Origin of the sequence: Agrobacterium sp. LMR679 (assembly GCF_027157905.1) — a bacterium.
Taxonomy (GTDB): Bacteria; Pseudomonadota; Alphaproteobacteria; order Rhizobiales; family Rhizobiaceae; genus Agrobacterium; species Agrobacterium leguminum.
This window is the reverse complement of record NZ_JAPVOJ010000002.1, coordinates 1,906,192-1,917,551: the sequence shown is the minus strand read 5'-3', so window position 1 is coordinate 1,917,551 and position 11,360 is coordinate 1,906,192. Positions and strand designations below refer to the sequence as shown.

The 11,360-nt window shown below is 60.0% G+C and carries 9 protein-coding genes, 2 tRNA genes and 1 pseudogene; 8 read left to right on the top strand and 4 right to left on the bottom strand.

Annotated elements, in window-relative coordinates; genetic code table 11:
• Positions 1 to 180: 180 nt before the first annotated feature.
• Entirely contained in the window at positions 181 to 621 is a 441-nt protein-coding gene (locus O3W47_RS19970; RefSeq protein WP_003520468.1) for an RrF2 family transcriptional regulator, read from the bottom strand.
• A 206-nt stretch (positions 622 to 827) separates the two neighbouring features.
• Between O3W47_RS19970 and O3W47_RS19965 the strand changes: the two genes are divergently transcribed.
• From O3W47_RS19965 to cysN, 3 genes and pseudogenes are all read left to right on the top strand, one after another.
• Positions 828 to 1,610 carry a phosphoadenylyl-sulfate reductase gene (locus O3W47_RS19965; protein WP_269314448.1) on the top strand — a complete coding sequence of 261 codons (783 nt, stop codon included), beginning with the start codon at positions 828 to 830 and terminating at the stop codon, positions 1,608 to 1,610.
• 27 nt (positions 1,611 to 1,637) lie between these two features.
• A complete protein-coding gene (cysD, locus tag O3W47_RS19960) occupies positions 1,638 to 2,591 on the top strand; it encodes a sulfate adenylyltransferase subunit CysD (protein ID WP_003520470.1) in 954 nt (317 codons plus the stop codon).
• Positions 2,591 to 4,074, top strand: a pseudogene (cysN, locus tag O3W47_RS19955) (sulfate adenylyltransferase subunit CysN). Before cysD ends, cysN begins: the two are co-directional and overlap by 1 nt.
• Positions 4,075 to 4,922: 848 nt before the next feature.
• Here cysN and O3W47_RS19950 read toward each other — a convergent pair.
• A tRNA-Pro gene (locus O3W47_RS19950) sits at positions 4,923 to 4,999 on the bottom strand.
• 264 nt (positions 5,000 to 5,263) lie between these two features.
• On the opposite strand from O3W47_RS19950, the gene O3W47_RS19945 reads away from it, so the two are divergent.
• The 4 genes from O3W47_RS19945 to O3W47_RS19930 all read left to right on the top strand — a co-directional run bounded on the left by O3W47_RS19945 (position 5,264) and on the right by O3W47_RS19930 (position 8,573).
• Positions 5,264 to 5,686, top strand: coding sequence for a hypothetical protein (locus O3W47_RS19945; protein ID WP_003520473.1), 423 nt, complete (start codon positions 5,264 to 5,266; stop codon positions 5,684 to 5,686).
• Between the two features lie 388 nt (positions 5,687 to 6,074).
• The gene (gene mqo / locus O3W47_RS19940; RefSeq protein ID WP_065654289.1) at positions 6,075 to 7,808 is read left to right on the top strand and encodes a malate dehydrogenase (quinone); all 1,734 of its coding nucleotides are present in this window, start codon (positions 6,075 to 6,077) and stop codon (positions 7,806 to 7,808) included.
• Between the two features lie 182 nt (positions 7,809 to 7,990).
• Positions 7,991 to 8,272 (top strand): type II toxin-antitoxin system ParD family antitoxin, encoded by a 282-nt coding sequence (locus O3W47_RS19935; protein WP_035259884.1) that lies wholly within the window; start codon positions 7,991 to 7,993, stop codon positions 8,270 to 8,272.
• A complete protein-coding gene (locus O3W47_RS19930) occupies positions 8,262 to 8,573 on the top strand; it encodes a type II toxin-antitoxin system RelE/ParE family toxin (RefSeq protein WP_080817464.1) in 312 nt (103 codons plus the stop codon). Before O3W47_RS19935 ends, O3W47_RS19930 begins: the two co-directional genes overlap by 11 nt.
• Before the next feature lie 12 nt (positions 8,574 to 8,585).
• On the opposite strand, the gene O3W47_RS19925 is transcribed toward O3W47_RS19930, so the two are convergent.
• Positions 8,586 to 8,660: transfer RNA gene (locus O3W47_RS19925), tRNA-Gln, on the bottom strand.
• A 202-nt stretch (positions 8,661 to 8,862) separates the two neighbouring features.
• Between O3W47_RS19925 and O3W47_RS19920 the strand changes: the two genes are divergently transcribed.
• On the top strand, positions 8,863 to 9,771 hold the full coding sequence (locus tag O3W47_RS19920; protein ID WP_269314447.1) for an MBL fold metallo-hydrolase: 909 nt from the start codon (positions 8,863 to 8,865) through the stop codon (positions 9,769 to 9,771).
• A 203-nt stretch (positions 9,772 to 9,974) separates the two neighbouring features.
• Here the strand turns inward: O3W47_RS19920 and O3W47_RS19915 are convergent, their stop codons facing one another.
• A complete protein-coding gene (locus tag O3W47_RS19915) occupies positions 9,975 to 10,895 on the bottom strand; it encodes a DUF1499 domain-containing protein (RefSeq protein WP_269314446.1) in 921 nt (306 codons plus the stop codon).
• Positions 10,896 to 11,360: the final 465 nt, after the last annotated feature.

Below are 11,360 nucleotides of genomic sequence, written 5' to 3'. Positions count from 1 at the left end.
TCTCCTCATCCGTCATTCCGGCCCTGAGCCGGAATCCGGCCAGCCCAAGGACTTGGGCTGAAGGAGTCGTTTCGCCGCGCAGACGCGCGTCGGCTGGATTCCGGCTCAAGGCCGGAATGACGGACAGGTTGAGGGCCGTCATTGCAAATTCTCGACAGCGAAACGTGAAAAAGACGAGTGTCAGGCCGTCAAAAGCTCGGGCACTTCGACACCCGCCACCGCATCGGCGATGGTGGTGTTGAAAAGGATGTTGCGCGTCGCATCGGCCACGCGGGCAAAGACGTGGCGGATTTCGCACTGCTTTTCACCGTCGCAATCCTCGCAGCGGCGATAGGCGGTCTGCGACAGGCAGGGCAAGGGGGCAAGCGGCCCGTCGATGAGGCGCAGCACCTCGCCGAAGGTGATGTCTGCGGCCGGGCGCGCCAGAAGATAACCGCCCTGCTTGCCACGCCGGCTTTCGACGAGACGTTCCTTCTTCATTTCGAGAAGGATCTGCTCCAGAAACTTTTTCGGAATGGCCTGTTCGCGGGCGATGTCGGAAATCTGCACAGGACAGGCCCCGTCGGCCTTGGCCAGCGAAAGGAGCGCCCTCAGCGCATATTTTGCCTTCTGCGAAATCATCGTAAAACCAGTAGACCACAAGCCCGGAAACCCGGCAATTCCGGCTTAGCGCAGAAGTTGTCACAATTCAAATCCAAGCTGCGAAGAAGGTGAACGGGTATCTTTTGCTCATACCCTGCGCGCGTGAGGCATTTTTGCTCTCAAGTGCAGCGCACAAAGACTGTCATTTCTGTTCGCGGATAACCGGATTTCAACAATAATCGGCCATGGAAATCCCGGACGTGACAATGACGATCAATTCAGCAAATGCCTCTGCCGATGCCGCTTCCCTCGATGCCACGCTTGCCGGGCTCGATCTGGCGGGTCGGCTTTCGTTTATCGCCGGCCTCGGCGGGCGGGCGGTCTTCACCACCAGCCTCGGCATCGAGGATCAGGTCATTACGGCCGCCATCGGCACGCATCGCCTGCCGATCGACGTCGTGACGCTCGAAACCGGCCGGCTGTTTAAGGAAACCGTCGATCTCATCGATGAAACCGAAGAGCGTTTCGGCATCGAAATCCGCCGCTTCCGCCCGGAGCAGGACGATATCGACGCCTATGCCGAAAAATACGGCCTGAACGGTTTTTACGAAAGCGTCGAAGCCCGTCACGCCTGCTGTCATGTCAGAAAGCTGATCCCGCTCGGCAAGGCGCTGGAAGGCGCCGCCTTCTGGATCACCGGCCTTCGCCGCGGCCAGTCCGGCAATCGCGCCACGACGCCGTTCGCCGAATTTGATGCGGATCGCAATCTCATCAAGATCAATCCTTTGGCTGACTGGGATATCGACCTTATCCGGGCGCATGTCGCCAGGGAAAACATCCCCGTCAACCCGTTGCATCAGCGTGGTTACCCCTCCATCGGCTGTGAGCCGTGTACGCGCGCCATCAAGCCCGGCGAGCCTGAGCGCGCCGGACGATGGTGGTGGGAAAACGACGAGAAGCGCGAATGCGGTCTTCACGTCGCCGGTGCGGAGCAGACATCCGCCATTTCCGCCATCCCGCAACGATAATCATTCAGTACATTCCCGGAGTTCACAATGTCCAACGCAGTCCACGAGACGGACAGCAAGAATACTGTCGCATCCAAGCCGCCGCTCGATCCCCATCTGAAGGCGCTTGAAAACGAAGCCATTCACATCTTCCGCGAAGTCGCCGCCGAATTCGACAAGCCCGTGATGCTCTATTCCATCGGCAAGGATAGTTCCGTGCTGCTGCATCTGGCGCGCAAGGCGTTTTTCCCCGGCCGCATTCCCTTCCCGCTGCTGCACGTCAATACCGGCTGGAAGTTCAAGGAAATGATCGAATTCCGCGACAATATCGTCAAGGAATACGATCTCGACCTGATTTCCTACACCAACCCGCGCGGTGCGAGCGAAAACGTAACGCCCTTCACCCACGGTTCGGCGCTTTACACCGACATCATGAAGACCGAAGCGCTGCGCCAGGCGCTCGATGCCGGCCAGTTCGATGCGGCCTTCGGCGGCGCGCGCCGTGACGAGGAGGCGAGCCGCGCCAAGGAACGCATCTATTCCTTCCGCACGCCCGACCATAAATGGGACCCGCGCAACCAGCGCCCGGAACTGTGGAACATCTATAACGGCATGGTCCGCAAGGGCGAAAGCGTGCGCGCCTTCCCGCTCTCCAACTGGACCGAAGTGGATATCTGGCGTTACATCGAGGCGGAAAACATTCCGCTGGTGCCGCTCTATTACGCCGCCGAGCGCCCCTATGTCGAACGCGACGGCATGATGATCCTTGCTGAAGACGAGCGGCTGGAGCTGTTGCCCGGCGAAGAGATCAAGCACGGCTCGATCCGCTTCCGCACGCTCGGCTGCTTCCCGCTGACCGGGGCGATCCGGTCCGAGGCGGCGACGCTTCAGGAAGTCATCGCGGAACTCGAAATCGCCACCGTTTCCGAACGGCAGGGCCGCGCGATTGACCGCGACCAGTCCGGCTCAATGGAGAAGAAGAAGCGCGAGGGGTATTTCTGATGAGCACTGCCGCCGCCAACACCCCCTCCCTTCCGCAACCATTCTGCCCTTTGCCGAGCATTCGAAGGCAGCGCGCGATACGCGCCCTTTACGTCTCATCACCTGCGGCAGCGTCGATGACGGCAAGTCGACCCTGATCGGCCGTCTTCTCTGGGACACCAAGGCTGTCAAGGAAGACCAGGCCGCAACACTGCATCGCGACAGCGGCAAGCAGAACGATCTCGGCCTGCCCGATTTTGCGCTGCTGCTCGACGGTCTTCAGGCGGAGCGCGAACAGGGCATCACCATCGATGTCGCCTATCGCTATTTCGCCACCGACCGTCGCGCCTTCATCGTGGCCGACACGCCCGGCCATGAGCAATATACCCGCAACATGGCGACCGGCGCTTCCACCGCCGATCTCGCCGTGCTGCTCGTCGATGCGCGCACCGGCATTCTGGAACAGACGCGCCGTCACGCCACCATTGCGGCGCTGATGGGTATCCGGCAATTCGTGCTGGCGGTCAACAAGATCGACCTGACGCATTACGACAAGGCCGGTTTCGAGCTGATCGCCCATGAATTCCGCGATTTCGCGTCCAATCTCGGCATCAAGCAGATCACCGCCATTCCGATGTCGGCGCTGAAGGGTGAAAACGTCGTTCTCTCCGGCAAGGCCTCCATGCCCTGGTATGAAGGCCCGACGCTGGTGGAGACGCTGGAGCTTGCCACGGTGCGCTCCGCGCAATCCGGCGGCTTCCGCCTGCCGGTGCAGCGCGTCTCGCGCCCCGGTGAAAGCTTCCGCGGTTATCAGGGCACGGTTGCCGGCGGTTCGGTAAAGCCGGGCGACAGCGTCGTCGTCCTGCCCTCCGGCATGGTCGCGAACGTCAAGCAGATCGTCACCTTCGATCTGGTGCGCAACGCCGCCGTGGCGGGCGATGCGGTCACGCTCGTGCTCGACCGTCAGGTGGATGTGTCGCGCGGCGACATGATCGTCTCCATCGAGGCGCAGCCGCAGACGGGCCTTGCCTTCGACGCCCAGATCGTGGCGTTGCAGCCGGGCGGTATCGAGGCAGGCAAACGCTACTGGCTGAAAAGCGGCAGCCGCCGCCAGCGCGTCAGCGTACAGCCTGTCAGCCAGCTGAACCTGAAGGAAGGCGAATGGCAGGCGCATGAAACCTCGCTGCCGATGAACGCCATCGGCAAGGTGCGGCTTTCCTTCGACGAGACGGCGATCTTCGATCCCTATGAACAGAACCGCTCGACCGGTTCCTTCATTCTGATCGACCCCGACACCAACAACACGGTTGCGGGCGGCATGATCGCCGGCAAGCGCAGCGTTGGTGCGACGGAAGAAAAGGGCGACCGGGTCATTCTCTCGCTGCCCGCCGATCTTGCGGAAAAGCTGCTGGCCAGCGAGCTCCTCGCCAAGCACCGCGATGAGATCGACATCCGCCGCACGGACGGCGCAACGGCCGCGCGGCTGATCGGCGATCTGGGCTGACAGGCACCCTCAGACAAACAAAAGGCGACCGTTAAAGCGGTCGCCTTTTTCGTTTCAGAGCCTTTTCCGTGTCAGAGACTGCGGATGGCTTAAAACACGAACATATAAAGCAGAATGATCACGAAGATCGGAACGCCCATAGCCCACAATGCGATACCCTTCAGCATGCTATCCTCCATTGTTGTATGGTTAGATAACGGCTGAGACGGCTTTCCGATCCATGCCGCTCTCCTGATTTTTACGGGTTGTTTCTCGGCGGCATAAAAAGCTGTTTGTTCATTCGACGTTCATGCACGAAAGGCGAATTTGCATGCGGTCGCTCCGCCAAGCGGCCCAATAGAGGCTCGTTGTTTGAAAAAGCAGCGGGCCTCTTTTTGATCGCGATAAGTTGATCGCGACGATGCCCCTGAAATTCAGGGCCCCCGACGGTGATGGATAACTTCTTGGATTGTGAAGAAGAATTGAGGCTTCTAAGACGATTCCTGTCGCGCGTCCCCTGAAACAGGCCGCGACATTGAGGCCTGGCGCTTGGCGGAGCGACGGGCCTCTTTTGTTGGGACGCCGGGTGGCGACAAGAAGAGTCCGCCGAAGCGATTCATCCCCTGTTTGACGGCGACGATTCGCATCCGTGAGGGAATGTGGAAAGAAACACGCCCTCTCAAAGCGGATACCGATTGAAGAACGGCAATTTGAACGCACTTATTCGCGCCTTCGCCCTGATTTTCAGACGCGAGCGGCGAATGCAGTCCAGCCGGAACAGGTTTTCACAGGTCCGGTTTCGGTGCGAGATTTCGATATTGGAATTTTCGGGATGAGTTGCAAGCCGCTGTAACTATTGGGCTTCAAGCTGGTCGGAGTGAGAGGATTCGAACCTCCGACCCCCACGTCCCGAACGTGGTGCGCTACCAGACTGCGCTACACTCCGTGACCAGCGGCGCTTCTATAGACCAGCCTCCGGCATTCGACAAGCGGCTTATTGCATTTTTTGTGACAAGTTTTTCCCATCTGTTGAAACAACCCTGCCAGGAGCCTGCGGCACGGGCTGGAAGGCCTCAAAACGTTACAAAAAAGCAATTGTGGCAGGAAATTTTCATCGAGCCGCACACCTCCCCTGCCCGCCGTCTCCAAATCTGCTAGGGGAACGGAATGACCGGCGGGAAGCCGGACACGGCACAAAGGACATTTCACCATGCTATCTCGCAGCGTAACGCTTGCAGCGTTTGCCATTGCGCTCTCGGCCTGCACCACTTCCACGGGCGGCTCCACTCCCTCTTTTACCCAGAAGAGCCCCGTTGAGACCCGCTGGGTCGGCCAGTCCGCAGGCATTTTCTTCGCGAAATTCGGCCCGCCGCTCAGCGATACGGAAACCGGCAGCTCCACCGTCTATAACTGGCGCGGCGGCTACAGGAAGGCCACCATTCCGGCCAGGTTCGAAGAAGGCAAGGATGGCAAGAAGGGTCGCCAGATCTCGCCCGCCCGCACCGCCTCGCTCTCCTGCACGGTGCAGCTCGTCGTTTCCAGCGATTACAAGATTACCGCCGTGCGCACGGTTTCCGACCGCCCCGGCATCAACGGCCCGAGCTATTGCGCGGAATTCCTTGCCGCAGACTGATCTTCGGCCACAGGCCAGACGCAGCAAGGCCCGCCCGAACCGGCGGGCCTTTTCACTTTTTCGGGATTATTGTCATTTTTCTGAAAAAAATTTTGCCTATAGCCGCACCCCGCGACCCGGGACGCGCCGAAAACAGCGTCATATCCGCCTTTGCGCGATATCCCGCTCACAGAACCCTTTCAACCGTTTGAAAGCGTCGGCAAATCTTCGCCGTCATAAAAATGACGATCGACAAAACCGCAAAATTGGCCGTTGCGACCATATGTCCCTGCAAAATCCCTGCAAAACTGCTTGAACTGGAGTGAAAGAGTCCGGGTTGTGCCGGTTTGCGCTTTGCTGTAACGGGGCGAACGGGAGGAATGTTTTTAACACAAAACAAGAATCAGGTATGGCCGTGACTCCCATCGATCAAGACAAATCCCAGCTCACTGATCTTTCGCAGGAAACATCCCTTTCCAACGCATTTCCCATGAACCGCCGACAGGTTCTGGGCGGCGCGCTTGCCGGCATTGCCGCAGCGGCGCTGCCAGTTACACCTCTTCTCGCCAATACGGCTGCCAAGAAGGTCGATGTGCTTTTGATCGGCGGCGGCATCATGAGCGCGACGCTCGGTGTTTGGCTGCGTGAACTAGAGCCCACCTGGTCGATGCAGATGCTGGAGCGGCTGGATGGCGTGGCGCTTGAAAGCTCGAACGGCTGGAACAATGCCGGCACCGGCCATTCGGCGCTTGCCGAGCTCAACTACACGCCGGAAGACGACAACGGCAACATCAAGATCACCCAGGCCGTCAACATCAACGAATCCTTCCAGATTTCCCGGCAGTTCTGGGCCTGGCAGGTGCGCAACGGCGTTTTGAAGAACCCGCGCTCCTTCATCAACCACACGCCGCATATGAGCTTCGTCTGGGGTGACGAGAACGTCGCTTATCTGGAAAAGCGCTATCAGGCGCTGAAGGCCAGCCCGCTTTTCGCCGGCATGGAATATTCCACCGATCCCGAGCAGATCAAGAAGTGGGTGCCGCTGATGATGGAAGGCCGCGATCCTTCCCAGAAGATCGGCGCGACGTGGTCGCCGCTCGGCACCGACATGGAATTCGGCGAAATCACCCGGCAATTCGTCTCCCATCTGCAGGGCGACCAGAATTTCGACCTGCAGGTCAATAGCGAAGTCTCTGACATCCAGCGCAATGCCGATGGCAGCTGGCGCGTGACCTACACCAACACCAAGACCGATGCCGAACAGGTGGTGGATGCAAAATTCGTGTTCATCGGCGCCGGCGGCGGCGCGCTGCATCTGTTGCAGATGTCCGGCATTCCGGAAGCGGACGATTATGCCGGCTTCCCGGTGGGCGGCTCATTCCTCATCAACGAGAACCCCGACGTGACGATGCAGCATCTTGCCAAGGCTTACGGCAAGGCCTCGGTCGGCTCGCCGCCCATGTCGGTGCCGCATCTCGATACCCGCGTGCTGGGCGGCAAGCGCGTCATCCTGTTCGGACCTTTCGCCACCTTCTCCACCAAGTTCCTGAAGGAAGGTTCCTATTTCGATCTCGTCTCCTCCGTCACCACCAGCAATGCCTGGCCGATGGTGCGTGTGGGCATCGATGAATATCCGCTGGTGGAATATCTCGCCGGCCAGCTGATGATGTCGGATGACGACCGTTTTGCCGCGCTGAAGGAATATTTCCCGAATGCCAAGCAGGGCGAATGGCGCCTGTGGCAGGCCGGCCAGCGCGTGCAGATCATCAAGCGCGACGAAGAAAAGGGCGGCGTTCTGCGGCTCGGCACCGAAGTCGTCGCCGCCAAGGACGGCAGCATCGCCGGCCTGCTCGGCGCTTCGCCAGGCGCTTCCACGGCCGCGCCGATCATGCTCAGCGTTCTGGAAAAGGTGTTCAAGGACAAGGTGGCGACGCCTGAATGGCAGGCCAAGATCCGCCAGATCGTGCCGAGCTATGGTACGAAGCTCAATGACGACCCGGAAAAGGTGCAGCAGGAATGGGCCTATACGGCCGAACACCTGCAACTGCCAACCCCGCCGCAGATCGACCTCGAGGCGCTGAAGGGCGCCGGTGCGGCGCCTGCGGGTGCGCCGGTGAAGAAGGTGCCGGATATCGCGCTTTAAGGCATCTCGCGAGATTTAAGATTGACACCGCGTGTCTCTGGATGCGCGGCGTTTTTGTTGGAGATGGCTTCTCCACCCGCACCGGCATCTTCCGGTGCATTCCCACTAGCCGTCGAAAAAATATCTCGCGCTAAAAACCAGTTGGTGGTAATAATTCCTACCAATACCCATGGAGAAATGACATGGCCAACGTTGAAAAGATCAGCGTTTCGATGACGCCGCAGCACGCCGAGATTTTGCGTGACGCCGTGGAAAGCGGTGCTTATGCCAGCAGCAGCGAAGTCATCCGTGAGGCGATGCGAGACTGGTCGGCAAAATGGGTTCAGCGACGCGACGACATCGCCAAGCTGCGCGCATTGTGGGCTGAGGGCAAAGCCAGTGGCGGCTCAACCGAAGTGGATTTTGACGAGGCGCTCAATGAAGCGCGTGCAGAACTGGCCTCGTTGAAAAATCGTGACCACTAAGCTTGTCTGGACGCCCCGCGCGCGTAGCGATGTGAAGAAAATCTATATCGATATCGGCAAATCACAGCCTCTTGCCGCAGAGCGATATTTCGCCCGGTTCCGCGCCAAAGCGGAGCGCTTGGTCAACCATCCTCACCTTGGCGAACGCCATCCGGAAATTTTTCCGTCTGCCCGTATGCTCGTTGAAGCACCTTATGTCATTCTCTACGAAACCGTTCCGGATACCGATGACGGCGAAATATATTCCGTGGAAATCGTCCGCGTGATCGATGGTCGCCGGGACCTGCGAATGTTGTTCTGACTTTGGAAGAGATGGCTGGGGCGCCAGGATTCGAACCTGGGAATGCCGGTACCAAAAACCGGTGCCTTACCGCTTGGCGACGCCCCAACAGGGCAGCGAAGGCGAAACGCCGCTGCCTGAACCGCGCCTGATTAGCAAAGCCTGCCCGGCCCGGCAATGACCCGGCGACTTATTTTTTCACAAAATTCAAGCTTTTTGGGTGCCGTGGCGAAGTTCGCATGTTAGGGCTTGGCGATGGCGCGGTTGAGGCTGCGGCTCAAGCTGGCATGGCATTTTTCAGGAGGTCTCGATGGCGGACCCGGCATTCGATCTCGATTTCCAGCCGGCCTATGGCGCGGCGGTTCCCGTCGCTCCGCTGATCCAGCGCATCACCGTCAACAATCCTTCCGCCTTCACCTTCCATGGCACCAACTCCTATATCGTCGGCGACCGTTCCGTCGCCGTCATCGATCCCGGTCCGGAGGATGAGGCGCATTTTCAGGCGCTGATGGCGGCGCTGAAGGGCCGCGAGGTCACCCATATCTTCGTCAGCCATACCCATCGCGATCACTCGCCGCTTGCCCGCCGGCTGAAGGAGGCGACGGGGGCGATAACGGTGGCCGAAGGTCCACACCGTGCCGCGCGCCCGCTGCACGTGGGCGAGACAAACCCCTTTGCCGAAAGTTCCGATACGGCTTTTCTACCCGATATCGCGCTTGGCGACGGCCAAAGCCTTTCCGGCGACGGGTGGCGGCTTACCGCGCTGCATACGCCGGGACACACGGCCAACCACGCCGCCTTCGCGCTCGAGGGCAGCGACATCGTCTTTTCCGCCGATCACGTCATGGCCTGGGCCACCACCATCGTCGCGCCGCCGGATGGGGCGATGAGCGATTACATGGCCTCGCTGGAACGGCTGCTCACCCGCGACGACCGGCTGTTCCTGCCCGGCCATGGCGGCCCGGTCACCGATCCCGCCGCCTTCATGCGGGGCTTGCGCGCCCACCGCCGCATGCGCGAAAAGGCGGTTCTGAAGCGTATCCGTGAAGGCGACCGGCTGATCGCCGAGATGGTGAAGGTGATCTATGCCAGCACCGACAAGCGCCTGCATGGCGCGGCCGCACTTTCCGTGCTCGCGCATATCGAAGACCTGATCGAAAAGGGCGAGGTGCAGACGGACGGCGCGCCTTCGCTGCTGGGTGAGTATTTTCCGGCGTAAAGAAACGACAGGCACGCAACAAGTCTTCGAGCCTGTGAGGCCCAAATATGCAGCCTCTCACCCGCGACGTCATCCTCGGGCTTGTCCCGCGGATCCAATTACGTCTCATTCAATCGCGGCGTAGCAGATGCTCGGGACAAGCCCGAGCATGACGGGAAAGAGGTTTCGGGGCGACTTCGTCAGTCTTCACCCTCCAAAGGCCCTCAATTGTCGTTCAACCCCTGCATCTCCGCATCCAGCGCATCGAGATAGGCCTCCGCAATCGCCGCACCCATACCGAGATCGTGCGGGCCGTAACGGGAGGCGACGCGGACATCGACGATGGTGGTTTCGGCCTCTTCCTTGAGGCGGATGAGGATATCGAAACGCAGGCCCCAGATGCGCGTGCGCGTTTCGCCCTGCATCAGCACCACACCGCTACCGTTAAAGAAAGTGGGCAACGGCGCATCGGTCGGGCGGGCCATGGGCACCGGCACGATGGAGGGCAGATCTTCGACCGGCCCCTCTTCCGCAGGCTGCGTCCTGTCCTGCTCCGGAACGCCGGCGGAGGGCGCATCTTCCGCCCCGATCACCCCCTTCGTGTGGACGATGCGGATATTCTGGGCGGCGGCCATTTTTTTGGCGGCGGCATAGATGCGGTCGATTGCGCCTTCATAACGGCGGCCGGCGAGACTGGCATAAGCCTCCATCTGCGCATCGCGGTCGGTCTTGGTGATAGTCGCGGGCCGCACCAGCCATTGCTGGTTGGCCGCGGGCGTCACCAGCCATTCCGGCACGTCGGTCAGATCGGTGGAGATGTCGTAAATCTTCGGCTGTTGCCAATAAAGGAAAGCGCCGTAACCGACCACGCCGAGCGGCAGGGCCGAGAGGAGCAGCGCCGCAAGCGCCGAAAGGCCGCCGCGCGCGGCCCTGGTCCACAGCCGCTCAAGCCCGATCAACGCCAGAAGCACGGCCGCGAGAGCAATGCCGGCAGCGATGATGATGAGACCGACCAGATCGGGCATCGTCAGCGGCCCGAAACGGTGGATGCCGGCGGCGATGAGAAACAGCACAAGCGCCGCAAGACCGAGATAGCGGGAAAGATAGGCTGCAACCGAAAAAGGCCGGACGAAACGCACAGTCATGAAAGCGGATATCCGTTAGATCGCATTGGCTAAAAAGCGTTGCACCCGAATTCTGGCAGGGAATCACCTGCATATGATGTCATAGACCGGATTTGCGGCGAGGAAAACAAAGGAGGAGGCGATCCGTACGCTAAAGCGCGCGAACGTCTCCGTCATGCCGGTCCCCGGAACAAGCCCGAGGATGATCCGGCATCCAGCCATGCTGCGCCGTGAGGAATGAGTCTTTTGCGATCAAGGACTTGATCGCGCTTGACCCCGGATCAGGTCCGGGGTGACGGAATATCAGGCTATGACACTGCCAAACTATAGGTTTTAAGACTCTGACGTCGAAGGCGACGAAGGAGCGGAATATTTTTCCGCATTGCCTCACCTAAAGAGAATTATTCCCCGGCAACGCAACAAATACGCACGTTCATCCCTTAATTGCTGAGGAAATCGGCGTATTCTCGGCGACCTCCCTCGAGA